Origin of the sequence: Halomonas salinarum (assembly GCF_012062845.1) — a bacterium.
GTDB classification, from domain to species: Bacteria; Pseudomonadota; Gammaproteobacteria; order Pseudomonadales; family Halomonadaceae; genus Onishia; species Onishia salinarum.
On record NZ_WWNB01000022.1, the window covers coordinates 41272 to 59622 of the forward strand.

Sequence of the window (18351 nt, forward strand, 5' to 3'; positions counted from 1 at the left end):
CCCCGACATGAATAAATGATCGGCATCGATACTCATACCTTTAGTCATGCTTTCGCATAAGGTGCGGCGGTTTTGATGAATGAGGGGCAGGTCAAGTGACATCCGACGTGAACTGCAGACTCGCCAACTGACGATAGAGCGCGCTTTCTTTCAGCAAGTCGGCATGACGTCCTGATGCCACCACTTTCCCCTGGTCGAAGACCAAGAGGCGGTCGGCGGCGATGACGGTGGCCAGGCGATGAGCGATTACCAGGCTCGTACGCCCGCGCATCAGGCGATCCAGCGCCTCCTGCACCACGCGCTCGCTTTCGGCATCCAGTGCACTGGTGGCTTCATCGAGCAATAGCACTCGCGGGTCACGCAGCAGGGCGCGAGCGATGGCCAGGCGCTGACGCTGGCCGCCGGAGAGTTGTACACCGCCGGGCCCCAGAGGCGTGTCAAAACCCTGGGGCAGGGCCTCGATGAAGGGAAGGGCGTTGGCATCCCTTGCTGCTTCACGCACCTCATCGAGGCTTGCCTCGGGGTTGCCGTAGCGGATGTTGTCGGCGGCGGAGCCGGAGAACAGTACCGGCTCCTGGGAGACCAGGCCGAGCTGGGCGCGCAGTGCCCGCGGGTCGAGTTCGCGCAGGTCGATGCCATCCAGCGTGAGGCGACCCGCCTGGGGATCGTAGAAACGCAGCAGCAGGTGCAGCAACGTGCTCTTGCCAGCCCCGGAGGGGCCGACCAGCGCCACCCGCTCACCGGGGCGGATATGCAGATCGATACCGTCGAGCGCCGGCACGTCGGGGCGGTTTGGGTACGCAAAACAGACGCTTTCGATACCGATGGCGCCCTCGACTTGGGTGGGCAGAGCGCGCGGGGTTGCCGGTGGGGTAATGGCGGGGCGAGCATCGAGCAGTTCCAATAGTCGTTCGGCGGCGCCAGCAGCTCGCTGAACGTCGCCTGCGACTTCGGCCAGTGCGGCCACGCCACCGGCGGCCAGCACCGCATAGAAGACAAATGCCGACAGCTCACCGGCGCTCATATCGCCGGCCAGTACGGCATGCCCCCCTTGCCACAGCATGAACCCCACGGCGGTGAACACCACCAGCATGGCGATGCCGGTCAGCCAGGCTCGCTGCCGGGTACGGTCGATGGCAGTGTCAAAGGCGTTCTCTACGCGAATGCCATAGTGGTGCCGGTCGATGGGCTCGTGCCCGAATGCCTGCAGGGTGCGGATGCCGTTTAGCGACTCGCCGGCATAGCGGCCAAGCTCGGCGACCCGATCCTGGCTCGAGCGCGACAGACGCCGCACGCGGCGGCCATACCAAAGGATCGGCAATAGCGTTGCGGGAATACCCAGCAGCACCAGTGCTGACAACCAGGGTTGGGTCGCCACCATCATCACGATCGCGCCGATCAGCATCAGCAGGTTGCGCAATGCAACCGATAGCGATGAGCCGAACAGGCTCTGCAGCACACTGGTGTCAGCCGTTAGCCGTGACTGGATCTCGCCGGCACCGCCATGCCCGAGCCCCCCGGCAGTGGCTGATCCCTGCTCAAAAAAGGCGGGTTCCAGGGTCAGTAGATGATCAAAGACCTGGCGACGCAGGTCTCCCGCTAGCCGCTCGCCGATCCAGGTGACCAGGTAATAGCGAAGCGCCGATGCCCCGGCAAGCAGCGCCACGATGACCAGCAACCCCAGCAGGGCCTGGTTGAGGCTCGCGGCATCTTCGGCGATAAAGCCTTGATCGATCACCATCTTGAGTCCCTGACCGATCATCAGCACGCTCCCCGAGGCCACCAGTAGCGCGGCTGCCGCCAGGAGCAGTCGGATGCGGTAAGGGCGCAGCAACGATAGCAGTCGCAGCAGAATGCGGGGATTGGGGCGTGATGTCATGGACAAGCGTCAGTACCTCTGCGCGACAGTGGGTGGGACAACGGACAGGCAACTCGCCTCCTTTTCTTGAAGGTGGCAGGCCGTTTCGCCATATTACGAGCGATTGATCCAACACGGACAATTCAATGCCGTATCGATTTCCGGAGAACTCATGGCCGACTCATCAACTGACAAAGACACTGACAGCCTGACGCTGGCCTGTCCCCATTGCGCCGCCGTGAATCGGGTCGCTCAGCACCGGCTGGCCCAGGGACGCTGCGGTAAGTGCAAGCAAGCACTGTTCACCGGTGCGCCCATTGAGCTGAATGCCGCCAACTTCCATGCCTTGGTCAATCGCGGTGATTTGCCGGTGGTAGTGGATTTCTGGGCCGCCTGGTGCGGGCCATGCAAGGCAATGGCGCCGGTCTTTGCCCAGCTGGCCGGTGAACTGGAGCCGCGTATCCGCTTCGCCAAGCTGGATACTGAAGCCGAGCAGGCACTGGCAGGGCGATTTAACATTCGCAGCATCCCAACTCTTGCGGTATTTCGTGGCGGCAAGGAAGTGGCACGTCAGGCAGGCGTCATGCAGGGGCCCCAGCTCAAGCAATGGCTGGCGCCGCACTTGCTGTAAGAGGGGCCTAGTGCCGGGCCCTCTATAAGGAGCTGAGAGTTGTGCCAGCCCCTGCCATCGATGGCGCCATGGCGAAGAGCGGGCGTAGCTAGCTCTTCTTGAGCTGGTCGCGTAGCCCCGTCGGCACCTTCTTGATGATCAATCGGTCCTGCTCGCCGTCATACTCGACGCTTGAGCCCAGCAGGTGCGAGTCGAAGCTGATCGACAGTTAGGCTCAGCAAGATTTCAATAAGGTACTGTTAGATATGGTTTTTCCTGTTCCTTAGCTACCAAAAACCTCGCTAGGTGGTACAAGGAGACGGGCAAAATGGCCTATCTGATGCAGGATCGTAACAACACCTTTTACTTGAGAATTGTTCTTAACAAGGCTCAGCAAGCCCAATTCGGCAGGAAGGAGTACAGACGATCCCTCAGTACGAAATCGAAGAGGGACGCCAACAGAAAGCTTCCAGAAGCGTACATGGAGGCTATGCAGTACCTATCCTGTGCAGCCATGCCAAGGGGAGAGCACCAACCACCTGTAAAAGCGTCTCAGAAGCCCCTTTTAAGTGGGATTTTTAAGGCGTATAAGCGCAATCTGACTCTGATGGGATACCAAGGAAGGACTGTAGAAGGGAAAGATCCTGTCCTTAATTTGCTATTTAAAACTATTGGAGACAAGCCGGTAGACAGTTACACGAGGGACGATGTACGTCTCTTGGGGGATACTCTGTTAAAGCTACCAAAAAGGTTTCAGAGGCAGCTATCGAAGGGGCTATCTGTTAAGCAAATCATTAGGCTCAACAAGGTTGGTGAAACAATATCCACCATCACATTCAATAACTACATGGCGATGTACATTGCTGTATTCAATTACGCTATCAAAGAAGGGTATATTGAAAACAATCCCTTCAGGAAAACACGGATACACCAGAAAAGGTTAAAGTCATCTTATAGGGATGTATTCAACCCTGATGATCTACACAAGATATTCTCTTACGTTGAAGGTGATCTTGATGTAGGTGATAGGAAGTACAGGGATGAGTCCAAGAACCTAATACGTGCTGATAGATATTGGTTAACCTACTTGGCATATTATACTTCAGCAAGGCTTAATGAGGTTGCACAGCTATACAAAAATGACATCTATCAAGTTGATGGTGTTTGGTGTATTCATATTCGTGCAGGCAACAAGTATCAAAGGATCAAGAATCTTAATAGTGAAAGGTTGATGCCTCTACACGAAGACTTGATAAAGCTGGGGTTTATCGAATATGTGAATCAACAAGAGGGTCATATATTCCCCATGCTCAATTACACGGAAGGGCATGGTTATGGTACACAAGTATCATCTTGGTTTACTAAGACGCTTAGAAAGCTTGGTATAAGCAATGGTAGAAACCTTTCAATGCACTCGTTTAGGCATACTGGTGCTAATGCTTTGAAACAAGAAGGTGTAGAATCTCATCTTATCTCAGCACTACTAGGGCACTCTACAGGCACCATATCACTAGATAGATATGGGAAATCCCTATCACCTTTGTCTCTGGTAGAGACTGTTAAGAAAATACCTTCAGTGCTTGATGATTGAACACGATAGGTAGAGGTTATTCTAAAGGTGCTGTTAAGATGCTGTCGCTAGACACGATAGTTAACATGATGCTTTAGAGCTTGAAAGGTTATTTTCGAGTGGGGAGGGATGGATGATATAATCCCCTCCCTTCTTTTCAGTGTTGCTGGTGTACTGTGCTTATCTTCTTTGTAAGGAATTGCTTACAGCAAGTAAGTTACAAAACATTAAGCAGTATCCACCAATGTTGTTGAGAACCTTTATCACATGATAAAGATAATTAAGTATTGACAGGTAAGGAATTAGAGTGGTATAATATTAATATAAGCTATTCTTTTATCTAAAAGCAGTAAAGATAAATAAGACTTGACAAATCAAGCAAATCATGTTCAAATAAGACCATAGAGTACAGGAATTTATTATTAAGCCTCATCACCGGATTGGTCTGTTTAAGATCAAGGTCCGGGATTTTCTGTGTCCAGCCCACTGGGAATGATAAATGTTATCAAAGGAGGTGTCTAACAAAATAGTTTGTACGCAATCTTAAAGATCAGCTCTTTTATAAAAGAGGCTGTTTGAAGCCTTAAACCTCTGAAAGCCCCGTGTCATGCGGGTTTCAGCTAAATTTATACATGTAAAAAATTACATATGGAGAAAACAGTGGCCTAACAGGAGGTGTCAAAATTGAATTGGAAAGGAAAGCAAAGTGTCAGTTATCGGACTATGGATGATGATTTACTCCGCTTTATTATCGGTATGCCTAAAGGGGCAGGTAATCTACTAGTGGAATTGTTGCAATCAGTAGATAAAAACGATAACTGCTTACAAGTAAGTCTATCAAGCATCATAAAAGAAAATGGTTGGGATCAAGGGAACACCAGTAGACACCTATCGAAGCTCAAGAGAGAAGGTGTGGTAAAGGATGTCTTCGATATTCATGGTGTTAAGCGGTTGATGATCAACCCAGCTCTTGTCTGGTCAACAAGACGTGACAAGCTAAGATTTGCTGTATTGATGTATGAAACTGGATCACATGAAAAAGCTGTAGAGCATAAGCGATTTGAAGATAGCTTAGTAGCTCATATTGATCCTAAGACTGGTGAGATCACAGGTAATTATCAAGACCGCGAAGAGTCTTTAATTAAAGCTCTAGCGGCTGCAATAGGTTCAGGTTGCGAAGAACCAGCATAACCCCTCCCTAAGTAAGTCCAGTCAGCACAGACTGTAATTATAAAACAAAATGCTTATCTTTGAGCGCATTCTATTTGCCAGCACTGCCCATGTGTACGGGAGTTTTGTCGGTGATCTGGATGTGCCTCTTAGAGTGCGTTCAAAAATAGGAGTAGTACACAATGACAAAGAAAGCACAAAATGGCCGTAGTCTTAAACTTAACCTTGAAAATGTTTCTACAAAGAACCTCGTTGAGATATGCGACCTCACTTATGAGCAAGCGGAACGTATAATCAACACTCGTCGTGTTCTTAAAGTCCAGGGTGATGACGATACAAATCCTCAGATTGATGCCCGTAGGCTTTGGGTGAAGATCGGGAGGCCGTATAAGAGGTTTAGGGATTGGGCGGAAAGCTATATTAAGCCTGAACTTGATGAAAATACTTTCGCGGAAAAAAGCGCTAAAGGTCAGATTGAAATATTCTTTGAAGAGACAAAAGGTCGCCCCAGAAATAATTACCTACTCTCAAGGCGTGTTGCTGCAAAACTAGCAATGCAGGCTAACACCAAAGAAGGGGATCAAATTCGAGAGTACTTCCTTGATGTTGAAAAGATCGTCATGAAGCTTTGGAAGGTTCGTGTTATCCGCTCTGAAAGTCTTTCTGCCCATGATAAAGCCATTTACCGTGCCGTGGTATCTGGCGATGGCGGCAACAGAGATCGTGCCGAGAAGGCCCAAAAAGACATTAGGAACATGGTCCCCGAGGTTCTGAGTGGTAAGGGTGCTTCGTGGTGGAGAGAAGAATTCGGTAAGGGTATTCGAGACGTTCTTGATAATGAAGACCTGATTATTTATGACAAAGCTATAGAATTATCTGCAAACCTTATCAAAGGCGGCATGAGAAGCAAAAAACAGATCCGAGAGATTGTCGAGGCTAACCATGGTGGTTCTATCAGAGTAAACAAGTATTTGGATAATACATAAAAGGGGGTTAGTAGCCCTCATTAAAATTGACTTAGAAGTGGGGGCACTCATGAATTCAGAAGAAGCATACGAGAAGTATAGGAAAGAATATAGAGCCGGATGGTATCAGCGGAACAAAAAGAAACAGAACTTTCTTAAATGGATAAGACTTAATCCACAGTTAAAAAATGTCCCAGATGTATACGACCTTTACTCAGAACATGGTGGGGCGAAAGCTAAAAAGATAATTATGAATCGCTTGATTGGCGGTTAAAAAGAATTTGAGAGAGCGGGCTATTGTAAATGGTGCCTTCTTTCAATACCAAGAATCTTTTAATTAAAAGCCAGAACGGTTCTTGGGGCGAAGTGTTAACCCCATAAGAATGGGCAGGTTAGCATTTCTGCTGGGCAATATATTTAAGTAATCCTTTCGTGCGTCTCCGACATTACCTTTTCCTTTTAGGTAGTGAGCTTGGTTAGGATGTATGTTGCCCATCTCTTCCTTATTAAAGAATCTATCCAGATAGGCTTTATAGCCTTAAAAGAACTCACATCGCCTTAGGCAGCGGTCGTTGAGTAGGCATGGTGGTGTTCCGATGATCGTTCCTCCAGACGTAGGGCACCACTTTTTAAGAGCCAATCTGGATGGGTTTACCCCATCACAATAAATCTAATAACCAATGGAGAACTATGTTATGCCTAAAAACGCTGCCAACGATGCGAAAAGAAATATCTATATCACTCGCCAACAGAGCCTGCAACTGGGGTTGTCTTTCTATATCGGTGAGAAACCCTGTAAAGGATGCGGTTATAAAAAGCCAGTCCGCTATGTTCAGTCTTGCAACTGCGTAAATTGCCAATCAATGCGATACAAAGGGGAGGGGTGATCATGACAGCACTTCCCAAATTCAGCTATGAAGAGCTTCCTACTCAGGTTCCTGGCTATCTGAATAACGCATTCGATATTTACAAAGACGAATCCCTTCCAATGGGAGTATATGAGGACAACGGTACTTATTACGCTGTAATTTTTCATGGGGAATATAACGAACCACGCTTTGAGCAGCCTTTTGATTGTCCTTACTTGGCTCACAAGCACTGGCAAGCGTATTACTGCCAATCCATGCGCCAAGCTCTCATGTATTACAGCCTCTCTGATCTCTATAACGAAAAACTCGCTAAAGGTATTCGGCTTATGATTCAAGCCATCGAGGAAGATTTTAACAATGACAGGGAGAGCGTTTTCTAATGACACAGAAGCGAGGAAGACCACCTAACAAGCCTTATAGCAAGCTTTCGGAAATCCCTCCCCACGTATTTAAGAACCGCATCCTTACTGATCCCGTTTCTGAAGACCTTCGGGATTACCTCAGGTACATGATAGAGAATCATCCTGATGACCTTTTATACCTCTATAAACACAGCCAAAAGTATATCAACCACGGTGGTGCTTGGGGAATGCCGTTCGATAGGTGGAGAAAGCAGCTTACTAATAACTTACAAAAATACGAAAAGGAAGATAGTTCATGACAAAGTATTCAAAACAATATTCTTACCCTGTCGAGATTCATAACAGCATTCAAGCGATGGGGAAAGATGATCTAAGAATTGAAAATCAGTTCAAAACCTACCGATCCATGCTTGAAGACAGCGTTATCAGTGGCTCAGTATCATTTATCAAATCTGTGCTGAATCGACCTTTCTACCTGAAGCCTCATATCAGAGCAACCAAGAAAGAGAAGGAAGTAGTAGAGGCCCTAAACAAATCCCTGAAGAACCTTGAGCCTTACAACTTCAACAGGACGATGAACAATATATTGTCCTTGGTGGAGTACGGTACAAGCCTTCAGGAAGTCACCTTTGAGCGAAAGAACGGCTATCAGGTATTCAAGACCCTTTCACCTATCAGTCTTCAGTCAGTCAATAAGTATTTGTACGACCGTGGTGAGCTGAAGAAGCTTGTTCTAAACACTCCTGATAACGATGGTCTGATTCAGAATTTAGCAACCGCCCCGAAAGAGGTTGATGGTTCAAAGGTGCTTGCTTTTCAGTTCCAAGCTGACCCGGACAACCCCCTTGGGAAGTCCTTGCTTCGGGGATGTTATTCAACATGGCGTGAGAAGAGTACATATCGAGAGCTTGGCTTGGTGGGCGCCAGTAAAAGCCTCGCTGGCGTCATGAAGGTTGAAATCCCGCAAGAGTACCTACAAGCGTACTTCTCAGAACCTCAGAGCGATCAAGCCATCCTGGTAGACAATCTTATCAAACAGGCAGAATTGATGGGACAGGGCAGGTCTTCCTTCGTATGCCTGCCCAGCGACACGACAGATGGTAATAGCAAACTCTTTAACGTTGAGCCTATCAAGGGTGTTGACCGTCAGGGCTATGATCTAGAGACCTCTATCAGCCGTTGCAATCGCGAGCTATTCCAATGTTTGCAGGCAAGCGTGCTTTCCTTGGGGCAAGATAATTCAGGTTCCGGTTCATATGGCCTTAGCTCAACGAAATCTGTCCTTCTAGAGAACTTCCTTCGTGGTGTCCATAGCATCATTGCAGCGGAATTTATGAAGGCTGTGAAGCTTGCTTTTAGCCTCAATGGCCTTACTGATGAACGCCTCCCTGAAATCCTCTTTGAAGACATTTCAGAGCCTTCCTTTGAAGAGTTCGTTGAAGGTATGAAGGCACTTGGTATGTCTGGCTTTGTGGAGCCTACTGGTGAACTCAATCGTTGGATTCTTGAAAAGGTTAACGCTCCTTCTGCTGCTGCTGGTAGTGGCGTCACAGGGGATGTTGTAAGGAGCATTCGAGAACAACAGCAACAGGAGGGCGCTAACAATGACACCTGAAGAACAAGTAAGGCTTAACATCGGTGATACGGATACTGATGAGCAATACCTTGAAGACTCTGTTATTACCTTCCTTCTTACAGAAAATGGCAACAACGTTCTAGATGCTTCTATTGCAGCCCTTGAGGTGATCATTAATCAGGTTGCTTTACAGCCTTCACGCTGGGAAATCGGTGATGCCAGTGAGACGAGGGCAAGTGTTGAGCAGCTAGAGAATCGTCTTCAAGAGCTTATCAATAGAAGAAACGCTCAAAAATATACGGCTATTCCAATCATCCTGAACACTGACCGTAAGGATTGGAACGACCTTGACAAGATTTTCAACTAATAAATAGGGGGTCTGATGGGCATTTTTGAGAAGCTTAGGCAAGCTCGTAAGCCTAAAGAAAAAGAAGCACCGAAAGAGGAAGAGAATAAGGAAGTTATTTCAGAGAAAGAGCTTAACGAGAAACTGAAAAGCTTTCTGTATGACGACGACCTTGTTGCTGAATATATTCACATCTTCCGAAAGCTCTATGAGGTTCCAGAGTTCAAAGACGTAATGGAAATCATCGAGGCTAAGGAACATGAATTAAATGCGGTCAATGATTCCCAAGAGTATTTCAAGCAGGAATCAGAGATCGAAGTAAAGCCTTCAGAAAATGAAGCTGAAGAAAATGATGGTGAAGACTATCTGATGACAATTCTAAATGAACGATATGGAGAGTAATTCCAATGACTAAAATTAACACTATTGGCCCGAAGGGCGATACCTTCCTGGTACATGCCAACGACTACGATATTCAGTTTGATGCAGTGAACGTTACTGTTGCTGGTTCTGCTGGCGATATTCTGGAAAGTGCCTCTGCTCAAGTATCCAGTACCTCAACAGAGGTAATCGGCATCCTGGCTGAAGAGACCGATGGGACCGCTGGCCCAGTTCGTGTGATGACCCGTGGCAATCCTTCAAGCGTCGATCATCAAAAACTCAATTACAACGATGCTGTACAGGCTGACGTTCAAGGTTGGCTTGAAGGCGTGGGCATCGTGGTAGTGAACAAGTAACAATTCATAACAATATAAGGATAAAATATCATGCTGGTAGATAACGACAAGATTATGGATCGCACAGACGCGATCAACAAGATTCCCGCCAAACCTTCCCTGATCGGCTCTATGGGCTTCTTCCAAACCCGTACCGTGAATAGCGACTATATTACCTTCGACGTTCGTGAAGGGGCGCTGAAGGTTCTGAACGACAAGAAGCGTAGTACCGCTGACAAGAACACCTCTGATGATAAATCTTTTGATCAGCACGTTCTGAAGATTCCCCATTATCCGATGGAAGATACCATCACCCGTGATCAGCTTGGCGGTATCCGTGCATTTGATTCTGAGTCTGAAAAGACCGTTGCCGCTGCCGTTGCGGAAGTGCTGGGTGATCATTCAGAGATGGTTGATTATCACCATGAGTACCAACAAGCCAAGATGTTGTTCAATGCTCAGCTTGTTACCTCCAATTTCGGCACCTATGACCTTACCTCAGAGCTTGGCGTTTCTCAGGGCACCAAGACCCTTGCCCATGCTGCCGATGGGGATACCCTGGCACTGTTCCGTCAGATGCAGCGAGAAGCCAAGAGCGGCCTTGTGAGCGGTTCTGCTCGTGGTTTCGTTCTGTTCGCAGGTGATGACCTGTATGAATGGCTGCTTGGAAATCCTGACTTTGAACGTGCTATGCAGATGAACGCTTGGGGCGGTACTAATCCGCTGCTGGGTGAAATCGGTGAGGTTGCGGCAGGCTATCAAGCCTTCAATTTCGGAAGCACCACCATCGTTAACTATTCCGATAGCTTTACCCTGCCGGACGGTTCTAGCGATTCTATCCTCGCTGCTGGTGAAGGTCTGTTTGTTCCGCGCTCTCGCCTTGGTCGTATGTTCTTCGGTCCTGAGAACACCCTTACCGGCCTGTCTCAAGGTGGTCAGCGTGCTTTCTCTCGTCAGGTTCGTGATGACCGTGATCGTTTTATCTCTGTTGAGACTGAAACCAACAGCCTGCCGATCCTCGAAAGCGTGGCAAGCTCGATCAAAGTTGATTTCACCCCGTAAATATAAGGCTTACTAAATACTATTAAGCACCTATAGAGGGCTGGCTGGCAATCGCTGGTCAGCCTTTTTTATTGCCAAAAATAAAGCAGGAGATAATAAATGGCAGCTACAAAGCAGAATAGGGGGAATGCCAAGGAAAGAGATTTCACCTTCCATCACGATCAAGAAACCCTTTTTGAAGAGGTTGAGATATTCGCTCCACTGAGTAAGAAGCAAGAGCTTTATCTTCAGGATGAAACCAACGACATAATCCTATGGGGTGGTGCTGCATCCTCTGGAAAGTCGCACCTATCACTTTTAAAACTAATGATCGACTGTATAGAAGACAAGAATTACAACAGTCTTCTTCTTCGTGAATCCCTTGTTCAGATCAAAGCCCCTGGCTCAATCTGGGAAGAGGGGTGCCGCATGTTTGATAATGTCGGGGCATCCTCCAATCAGGTTAACAATCAATGGCGCTTCCCTAACGGTTCATTCGTTAAATGTCATTACCTCAAGGCTAATCAGAATGACTTTCAAGGTTCACAGATTCATTCGGCCTTGATTGATGAAGCAGCACAGATTAAGAACATTGATGATATTTGGTATATCACTTCAAGGCTTCGTGGTAAGGGATCTAAAAGGAAACAACTTAGAATGACCTGTAACCCTGACAGGAATTCTCCGCTTTGTAAGTGGCTTGTTGATGGTGGTTATCTCTTAGAGGATGGTCTCCCGAATCCTGAGATGGATGGTGTGACTACCTACCTCCTACAGATTCAAGGCGAATTTCAGTTCTTTAAATCCCGTAAAGAGATTGAAGAGGTATACGGTAAGAACGCTGCTAAGGGTGCTTATTCCTTCGTATATTATGCTGCAAACGTCTATGACAATCCGGCAGTGGTGAAAGATCAGCCTGAATACATCTTCAAGCTTGAGAACATGAAACGCCTTGAAAGGGAACGTTTGTTGCTTGGCAACTGGTTTGCTTCAAATAGCGGGGCAGGGCATTTCAATCGTGAAGATATTAAAGAGATCGAGCCTTCAGAAGTCCCTTTAGGTTTGCCCACTGTTAGAAGCTGGGATTTAGCAGCGTCAAAGCCTGATCCTGAGAAGGGTGGTAGGTACGCTGATCCTGATTGGACAAGGGGAACACTTTGCTCATACGACAGGGAGACAGGCAGCTTTTATATACTTGGCATGAAGTCAATACGGGAACGTTCTGCACTGGTAGATAACCTGATGATGAAGACAGCCCGTGAGGATGGTCAGGAAGTATATACAACCATTCCTCAAGATTCCGGTGCTGCGGGGAAATCGGTTGCTGAACAGAAACGTACCAAGCTTCTTTCACAAGGCAATAAGCCGATCATCACCAAGGCACGAAAGAGCAAGCTTGCAAGGGCTGAGAACTTTCTTATTGCTTGCCAGTCTGGAAACGTCTTCATCGTCAAAGGGGCTTTCTCAGATTCCAATTATGCAGAGCTTGAGAACTTCGATGGTGATAAGAATAACGGCCACCATGATGATGTTATGGATACTTTGGCCGATGCTTGGGAAACACTCGTAAACGGTCGCCTCATTCCTACCATCAAGCTATCCAAGAGCAATCCTCGCCTTAACAATCTCTTTGGTAAAACCCTTCTTTCATAAGGAATAAATACAATGCCAAATAAGTCATTCTATAGAACCATGGTGGCTTTCTATGCTTCCTATGGTGGTTATGTAAACGGTCGTTATGAAGAAATCGTTACTGATCCTCTCTTTAAAAAGGTAAATATCCAGCCTTTCAAAGATGGTGAGATGCTGACCTTCAGTGAATCCACCACCTATTACACCAAGGGTTATAAGAAGATTTACTTTAGACCTCCTTTGGACTTCCCTGAGACTCCTCCCGAGGATGCTGAAATTATCATCTTCTACGATGGTGACTTTTATCAGATTCAAGGAGACATGGATTTTACAAGTCCGGGGCGTGGCCCAAAGCATATGAAGATGTTGGCTGTGAAGTATGCGGCTGGTACAGAGCCGGATATTACAGAGCCCACTTTTCCATAATAATAAGAGGTAATTAATGTGAGTATTAAAATAGGTTCTCTCTATAGCGAGCTTGGGTTTCGCGTAGATTTCAAAAAGCTCCGTCAATATGAAAAGAAACTACAGCAAGTTAACCGCAATCTTAATGAGTCTGGTAGGAGGTTTCAAAAGCAGCTTCAGAGCAACAATAAGAGTACCCTTCAAGGCTTCAGTGCCATCGAGAAAAGAGTAAACAAGCACCGTGGTCAGCTTTGGCAGATGCGTAATGATTATCGGCGCATTAACCAAGAATTCCATCGTGGCAATATCTCTCATGAGCGCCGTTCTCGAATGCTTAGGGAGATTACCCACCAGTATTCAGAGCAGAAAAGGCATATCCGTGGGATCAATAAGGAGCATTCGCGTAGCACTCTAGGTAGAGTTCAATCTACAGCAAGGGCTCTTAATCAGCCTGTTAAAGGCTCTGGTGGCGTTTCTGCTGGTGGTCATTACAAGGCAGGTGCTACCGCTGGTATTGCCTCAAGGCTTGTTCATCCCGCTGCCATGGGTGCTGCTGCCCTTGCTGGCGGTTCCTTCATGTCGAACCAACAGTATCAGCGTTTTGAAAGCGTGAGATCAGGCTTCACAGCTTTGGAGGGATCGACTCAGGCAGCTAATGAAAGGCTTAGAGAACTCGCCAGCATGGCTAACTACTTCGGGCAAAGGTTCATGCCACTGGCAGAAGGTTACAAGTCCCTTGCCAATAACCTGAAGGGTAGTGCTATCGAAGATGAGGCTATGAAGATTTACACGGGTCTTCAGGCTTACGGTACTGCTATGGGTCTGAATCAACATGACTTGGCAGGTATCCAACTTGCTATCGGACAAATCGCTGCTGCTGGTAGGGTACAAGGCGATGAATTGAACCAGTTGGCAGAGCGGGGTATCTCAAGAAACCTTCTGGCTGATGCTATGGGGATTTCCCTTGAAGAGTTCATGAAGCGTCAGGGCTCTCAAGAGGGTATCCAAGCAGAGAACATCCTTCCTGCACTTGGTACGCTATTTATGAATAGAGCCAATGTCGGTGGTGCCCTGGAACAGCGTAGACAGTCTACCCAGGCAGAGCAGAATAGGGCAGTGAACAATGCCACCTTTGCTAACATTGTTGCTAACCAATCTGGTATCAATGCTTACTTCAAAGACTTCTATCAAGGTCTTCAAGAAATGCTTAAGGCAGCATCACCAATCTTTGAGGAGATAGGCGAAGCCTTCAAAGGAATTTCAAAGCCTACAAGGGAGTCTCTAAGCGCGTTTGGTAATGTCCTTGGTAGCATCGGTAACGTCTTTGATTCTATGGATGGTGTGAAAGTCTCTACTGGTGTCGTTACTCTGGCGTATGTTCTGAATAACCTTGCAGAGTTTATCAATGACGTAGCCGATACGATTGATCTAATCAGAAGTGATAGCTCTTGGAGAGATAAGCTTTCAGGAATTAGCACCATGCTAGTGAACCAGTTTGAACGGATTGCAGAAACCTTTATCAATGCTGTTATCAGTAAGGTGAACATCCTCCTTCCCAAAGCCATGGAACTATCCTCTGTTAACTTCCAAAGTAATCGTATCCATACGCCTACAGTAGATATTAGTGGTGTACAGGCGTTGCTAGGTGGCGTTAATGAATCCATCAATAGAGTGAACAGGGAAGCTATTGCACCGCTCCTGAACTCTCAAGGTGGTATTAGTGATCCTACAGCATTGCCTTTCGGGCCAGTCACCAATAGGAACGGACAGCCTTACACGACTGTTAATCAGAATAATACAATGACCTTTAATATTGATGGTTCAAAGCAGCCTGATGAAATCCTTGGAGCGATTGAAGATCATATTAATGGCATGTTGCGTAGTGCAAGTATGAACGACAGTGCTGGGGAGAAGTGAAATGATTCAAAAGATTACCCTTGCATTGTTACTCATTCTTAGCGTTTCTTTTGTAAGCCATGTATATCTTGAAGAACCCAAGGAAGAACCTGTTCTAGTGACTCATTGGAAACAAAGCGATCAATTGGTGATTGAACAAGATATTGAATACCTTAAGAAGCGTGTTACAGCCTTGGAAGTCCATTCTAATATCAGCACTGACTACCTTGATGAATAACTACCTGTTGGTTGATTATTGACCACCTTTGTAGTTGGTAGTTTATTGGTGAGTGCTGCATAGTCTCGTTGTATAGTAAATAAGGATAGTTTTACATAGTGCCATGGAAGGTGACTATATAATGCTGTTGGGTTTGCCCCTCAAAAAGTCCTGCTAATTCCCTTCATAAATCCTTCAATCTCTATAGTCTCAAGTAATCCAGCTTCGATTATCTATCAATAATTACAATGAATATTTCATGCCTATATCTTGGTGAATCACTGCCAGTAACCTATCAAATCTTCATACTGCTGTTTGAAATTCATGATTATTAGTTCTTATCTTGAGTTTTTTAGCGTCACTTTCAACGGTAGTTGAGAGCTTTCCTTCATAGGTTTTTAGAGTTGTCAATATATATAGATTATGGAAATTAGTTTTGATAGGGGGCATCGTGCGGGGTAGTCCCTCCTAATGTCTTGAATAGATCGTTTAATCACTGCAAAGCATCATTAGGGTTTTCTGCTATGCTGTAGTTTTCATGTATAAATACGGAGGTTTAGCAGTGACTTATCAAGAATTAAAAATTAGTCAGATGGTTGGCCATTATACTAGAGATGAAAAGTATAATCAGGTAAGGGGGGTTTATTTAAAGGTTGTTGAGGCCTTGGAGATGAAGGCCAATCTCAATAATTTCTTTTTGATAGTTTCAGGTGATGACAAAGAGATAGGTTTGCCTGAGGCTTTTTTAAAGTTTGCTGACTGTTTGGCCGAAGATTGCTCAGAAGAGTCTTTTCAAAAGGCTATAGCTTATTATTGGGTGTCAATGGATTTTAATTACCTATTGGTGCGTGATTATCCAGATAATGTATATGACGCTTTGGTTTCTCTAAAAAAGAGGCGTGAGGTTTTATTTGACGGTTATGCTGATGCTAGTGCGGAAACGGCATGGTTGGCATATGTTGAGGCTAAAACAGATGAGCTAATGCCTATTCTGATGAAAGGTAGAGGGGGCTCCAATTATAACAACGGGTTCATTATGAGAAATAAGAAGCCCGATCCTCTTCCTTGCTTTGATGATTTTGCTCGGCAAGCACTATTCCAAATCCTGCGTTACCGTAGTTTGAGCGATGCCTTAAAAAAATAATAGGGGGGTATATGCGTAGAGGATTACTATTCGGAGGGCTCTTAGTAGTGTCCTCTACAGTTATTGCAATGGATTATAGCCATCCAGAAGCACCGAGCAACATGACTGAATGCGTTGAGTATGCAAATAACGTCGTAAGTCTTGTTGAGAAGATGCAAGAGAGTGAAATTCCTAGGGATATATCTCGTGAAAGATATGAGGAGAATCTATCAGAGAAGATTGTTCAGATTGCTCATGAGAATGGCACTGAAGATAAGTTAAATGATGAGACCCTTGAAAGGGTGGTTGAGTATTTAATGTTGACTCATTGGGATGCCTACAACTGGTATAAAAGCACTCAGTATGGTGTTCAGCCAGAGGTGATCTATCAAACAGCTTGGGCAGATTGTGATATTGGTGTTGCCGATCAAGAACAGAAAGAGCTTATGGAGCAGCTAGAGGGCATGAGGTCTGAGTAACTGGATAGCAGGTGGTACAAAAGGTGGTACAAAATAGAGATTTCTAATGGAGGAATAGCAAGGATTGATGCTGTGCAAGGAATGCCAAGCCAACACCAATCCTTTTGCTATAATGCCTATCTGAGGACTGTGAAAATCCTTTCTTATCAATACCTTGTTCAGCGCTTCTTGAGCTGGTCACGCAGCGCCGTCGGAACCTTCTTGATGATCAGCCGCTCCTGCTGCGCATCGTACTCGACGCTGTCGCCCAGCAGGTGCGAGTCGAAGCTGATTGACACCCCGCCAGCGCGCCCCGTGAAGCGGCGAAACTGGTTAAGGGCGCGCTTGTCTGGCGGGATCTCCGGTGACAGGCCGTAATCCTGCTGACGGATGTGATCATAGAAGGCCTTGGGTTGCTGCTCGTCGACCAGTTCCGAGAGCTCATCCAGAGTGATGGGCTCGCCACGGCTCGCCTGGTCGCTGGCATAGTCGATGACGGCATCAGTCTTCTCGCGGCTCTGTTCCTCGGAAAGGTCTTCCTGCTCGACATAGTCGCTGAATGCCTTGAGCAGAGTGCGCGTCTCGCTCGAGGCGTCGACGCCCTCCTGTGCCCCGAGCAGGGCTGCGAAGTCATCGGCCAGCTTCTTTCCGCCGCGATCACGCAGGAAGGAGAGATACTGGCGCGACGGTGAGCCCTCCTGCCATTGGGTCAGATTAATGCGCGCGGCAAGCGAGGGCTGAGTCAGGTTGAGCTGATTGACGGTCACGACGTTCTGGTCGTCATCAAGGCCAAAACCCTGGCGCTGATGCAAGAGCGCAAGCGAGAGATATTCGGTGTCGCCCTGGCGATCATGGGCGATGAGCAAATGCCCGCCCAGCGGCAGGTGGTCATCAACAAGCGCTTTGACGCCCTCGGCGAGCTCTCGGGAGAACGTCACGAAGTCCTGGTCACCTGCCAGCAAGGAGGAAAGGCGCGGGGCGAAGTCGCCGACGTCATCGCCCTCGGCGAAGCGGCCCCACGTCTTGCTCTTGCCGTGGAAGGCCTTGTTGAAGCCGGCCAGCAACTCGCTCATGGTGGGGGAGTCACCCATGGCCGCGGTGGCGGGCGTGAGGGTCGCCGGGGTGTCGCTGCCGGCCTTGTCGATGGTGTGAACGATGCTTTGAAGAATCGGCATGAAGGACCCTTGGCTCGTGCATGGGGCGCCGATGATACCGCATGATCGCCCTTGGCTGGTCCTTTCAGTGGAGGTCGGTTGTCGAGAGGAGCGCTCAGGCCAGGAGTCCCTTGCCGATCAGGTTGAGGCTCGCCAGCAGCAAAATGCCATAGGCAGCGCGACGTAAGGTCTGATCGCTTAACGGGGGTGGCAAACGTCTGGCGAATTCAGTGCTGGCGGCCACGACACAGGCTCCCGGAACCTGTCAACCTGATTCGGACAGCTCGTTAAAAATTAATGTCGATTTCGTCGCGGTGTCGATTGCCACCGATAGTGTCGGGAAGTTCACCACGCTGTAGGGGGCCGGGTCGTCGTCATCGGGC

Annotated in this window: 20 protein-coding genes and 1 pseudogene; 17 read left to right on the forward strand and 4 right to left on the reverse strand. The window is 47.5% G+C overall.

The annotated features are described in order from the left end of the window. Positions 1-91: 91 nt before the first annotated feature. Positions 92-1879 carry an ABC transporter transmembrane domain-containing protein gene (locus tag HF027_RS13670; protein ID WP_168016575.1) on the reverse strand — a complete coding sequence of 596 codons (1788 nt, stop codon included), beginning with the start codon at positions 1877-1879 and terminating at the stop codon, positions 92-94. Between the two features lie 151 nt (positions 1880-2030). Between HF027_RS13670 and trxC the strand changes: the two genes are divergently transcribed. Continuing rightward, positions 2031-2489, forward strand: a complete 459-nt coding sequence (gene trxC, locus HF027_RS13675; RefSeq protein WP_168016577.1) for a thioredoxin TrxC — start codon at positions 2031-2033, stop codon at positions 2487-2489. Between the two features lie 88 nt (positions 2490-2577). Here trxC and HF027_RS15650 read toward each other — a convergent pair. Beyond that, positions 2578-2697, reverse strand: a pseudogene (locus HF027_RS15650) (nucleoid-associated protein YejK); the annotation flags it as partial. Positions 2698-2796: 99 nt separating this feature from the next. Here HF027_RS15650 and HF027_RS13685 point away from each other — a divergent pair. The 16 genes from HF027_RS13685 (at position 2797) to HF027_RS13760 (ending at position 16835) form a co-directional block, all read left to right on the forward strand. Continuing rightward, positions 2797-4059, forward strand: a complete 1263-nt coding sequence (locus HF027_RS13685; RefSeq protein ID WP_168016579.1) for a site-specific integrase — start codon at positions 2797-2799, stop codon at positions 4057-4059. 663 nt (positions 4060-4722) lie between these two features. Next, positions 4723-5229: a hypothetical protein gene (locus HF027_RS13690; RefSeq protein ID WP_168016581.1), complete on the forward strand. Its 507-nt coding sequence runs from the start codon at positions 4723-4725 to the stop codon at positions 5227-5229. A gap of 161 nt (positions 5230-5390) precedes the next feature. Further along, positions 5391-6194 carry a hypothetical protein gene (locus HF027_RS13695; RefSeq protein WP_168016583.1) on the forward strand — a complete coding sequence of 268 codons (804 nt, stop codon included), beginning with the start codon at positions 5391-5393 and terminating at the stop codon, positions 6192-6194. Positions 6195-6243: 49 nt separating this feature from the next. Next, complete coding sequence (locus HF027_RS13700) at positions 6244-6447, forward strand: hypothetical protein (RefSeq protein ID WP_168016585.1); 204 nt, start codon at positions 6244-6246, stop codon at positions 6445-6447. A gap of 615 nt (positions 6448-7062) precedes the next feature. Continuing rightward, positions 7063-7422: a hypothetical protein gene (locus HF027_RS13705; RefSeq protein ID WP_168016587.1), complete on the forward strand. Its 360-nt coding sequence runs from the start codon at positions 7063-7065 to the stop codon at positions 7420-7422. A 277-nt stretch (positions 7423-7699) separates the two neighbouring features. Beyond that, positions 7700-9019, forward strand: coding sequence for a phage portal protein family protein (locus tag HF027_RS13710; RefSeq protein WP_168016589.1), 1320 nt, complete (start codon positions 7700-7702; stop codon positions 9017-9019). Continuing rightward, a complete protein-coding gene (locus HF027_RS13715; protein ID WP_168016591.1) occupies positions 9009-9347 on the forward strand; it encodes a hypothetical protein in 339 nt (112 codons plus the stop codon). The genes HF027_RS13710 and HF027_RS13715 overlap by 11 nt, the downstream gene beginning before the upstream one ends. 15 nt (positions 9348-9362) lie before the next feature. Continuing rightward, positions 9363-9728, forward strand: a complete 366-nt coding sequence (locus HF027_RS13720; protein ID WP_168016593.1) for a hypothetical protein — start codon at positions 9363-9365, stop codon at positions 9726-9728. Between the two features lie 5 nt (positions 9729-9733). Beyond that, complete coding sequence (locus tag HF027_RS13725) at positions 9734-10063, forward strand: hypothetical protein (protein WP_168016595.1); 330 nt, start codon at positions 9734-9736, stop codon at positions 10061-10063. A gap of 30 nt (positions 10064-10093) precedes the next feature. Beyond that, on the forward strand, positions 10094-11104 hold the full coding sequence (locus HF027_RS13730; protein ID WP_168016597.1) for a major capsid protein: 1011 nt from the start codon (positions 10094-10096) through the stop codon (positions 11102-11104). Between the two features lie 99 nt (positions 11105-11203). After that, positions 11204-12736 (forward strand): terminase large subunit domain-containing protein, encoded by a 1533-nt coding sequence (locus tag HF027_RS13735; RefSeq protein ID WP_168016599.1) that lies wholly within the window; start codon positions 11204-11206, stop codon positions 12734-12736. Positions 12737-12748: 12 nt separating this feature from the next. Next, entirely contained in the window at positions 12749-13141 is a 393-nt protein-coding gene (locus HF027_RS13740; protein ID WP_168016601.1) for a hypothetical protein, read from the forward strand. 18 nt (positions 13142-13159) lie between these two features. Beyond that, positions 13160-15037 (forward strand): tape measure protein, encoded by a 1878-nt coding sequence (locus HF027_RS13745; RefSeq protein WP_168016603.1) that lies wholly within the window; start codon positions 13160-13162, stop codon positions 15035-15037. A 1-nt stretch (position 15038) separates the two neighbouring features. Continuing rightward, positions 15039-15254 (forward strand): hypothetical protein, encoded by a 216-nt coding sequence (locus HF027_RS13750; protein ID WP_168016605.1) that lies wholly within the window; start codon positions 15039-15041, stop codon positions 15252-15254. A 541-nt stretch (positions 15255-15795) separates the two neighbouring features. Beyond that, a complete protein-coding gene (locus HF027_RS13755) occupies positions 15796-16377 on the forward strand; it encodes a hypothetical protein (protein WP_168016607.1) in 582 nt (193 codons plus the stop codon). A 47-nt stretch (positions 16378-16424) separates the two neighbouring features. Further along, the gene (locus HF027_RS13760) at positions 16425-16835 is read left to right on the forward strand and encodes a hypothetical protein (RefSeq protein ID WP_168016609.1); all 411 of its coding nucleotides are present in this window, start codon (positions 16425-16427) and stop codon (positions 16833-16835) included. Between the two features lie 158 nt (positions 16836-16993). Here the strand turns inward: HF027_RS13760 and yejK are convergent, their stop codons facing one another. Both yejK and HF027_RS15780 read right to left on the reverse strand, forming a co-directional pair. Beyond that, positions 16994-17989, reverse strand: coding sequence for a nucleoid-associated protein YejK (gene yejK / locus HF027_RS13765; protein ID WP_168016611.1), 996 nt, complete (start codon positions 17987-17989; stop codon positions 16994-16996). A gap of 94 nt (positions 17990-18083) precedes the next feature. Continuing rightward, entirely contained in the window at positions 18084-18212 is a 129-nt protein-coding gene (locus tag HF027_RS15780) for a hypothetical protein (RefSeq protein WP_280730187.1), read from the reverse strand. Positions 18213-18351: the final 139 nt, after the last annotated feature.

Bases quoted from the DNA above. Each gene is read 5' to 3' on its own strand.
- HF027_RS13670 (WP_168016575.1), bottom strand. From the start codon at position 1,879: ATGACATCACGCCCCAATCCCCGCATTCTGCTGCGACTGCTATCGTTG.
- trxC (WP_168016577.1), top strand. From the start codon at position 2,031: ATGGCCGACTCATCAACTGACAAAGACACTGACAGCCTGACGCTGGCC.
- HF027_RS13685 (WP_168016579.1), top strand. From the start codon at position 2,797: ATGGCCTATCTGATGCAGGATCGTAACAACACCTTTTACTTGAGAATT.
- HF027_RS13695 (WP_168016583.1), top strand. From the start codon at position 5,391: ATGACAAAGAAAGCACAAAATGGCCGTAGTCTTAAACTTAACCTTGAA.
- HF027_RS13700 (WP_168016585.1), top strand. From the start codon at position 6,244: ATGAATTCAGAAGAAGCATACGAGAAGTATAGGAAAGAATATAGAGCC.
- HF027_RS13705 (WP_168016587.1), top strand. From the start codon at position 7,063: ATGACAGCACTTCCCAAATTCAGCTATGAAGAGCTTCCTACTCAGGTT.
- HF027_RS13710 (WP_168016589.1), top strand. From the start codon at position 7,700: ATGACAAAGTATTCAAAACAATATTCTTACCCTGTCGAGATTCATAAC.
- HF027_RS13715 (WP_168016591.1), top strand. From the start codon at position 9,009: ATGACACCTGAAGAACAAGTAAGGCTTAACATCGGTGATACGGATACT.
- HF027_RS13720 (WP_168016593.1), top strand. From the start codon at position 9,363: ATGGGCATTTTTGAGAAGCTTAGGCAAGCTCGTAAGCCTAAAGAAAAA.
- HF027_RS13725 (WP_168016595.1), top strand. From the start codon at position 9,734: ATGACTAAAATTAACACTATTGGCCCGAAGGGCGATACCTTCCTGGTA.
- HF027_RS13730 (WP_168016597.1), top strand. From the start codon at position 10,094: ATGCTGGTAGATAACGACAAGATTATGGATCGCACAGACGCGATCAAC.
- HF027_RS13735 (WP_168016599.1), top strand. From the start codon at position 11,204: ATGGCAGCTACAAAGCAGAATAGGGGGAATGCCAAGGAAAGAGATTTC.
- HF027_RS13740 (WP_168016601.1), top strand. From the start codon at position 12,749: ATGCCAAATAAGTCATTCTATAGAACCATGGTGGCTTTCTATGCTTCC.
- HF027_RS13750 (WP_168016605.1), top strand. From the start codon at position 15,039: ATGATTCAAAAGATTACCCTTGCATTGTTACTCATTCTTAGCGTTTCT.
- yejK (WP_168016611.1), bottom strand. From the start codon at position 17,989: ATGCCGATTCTTCAAAGCATCGTTCACACCATCGACAAGGCCGGCAGC.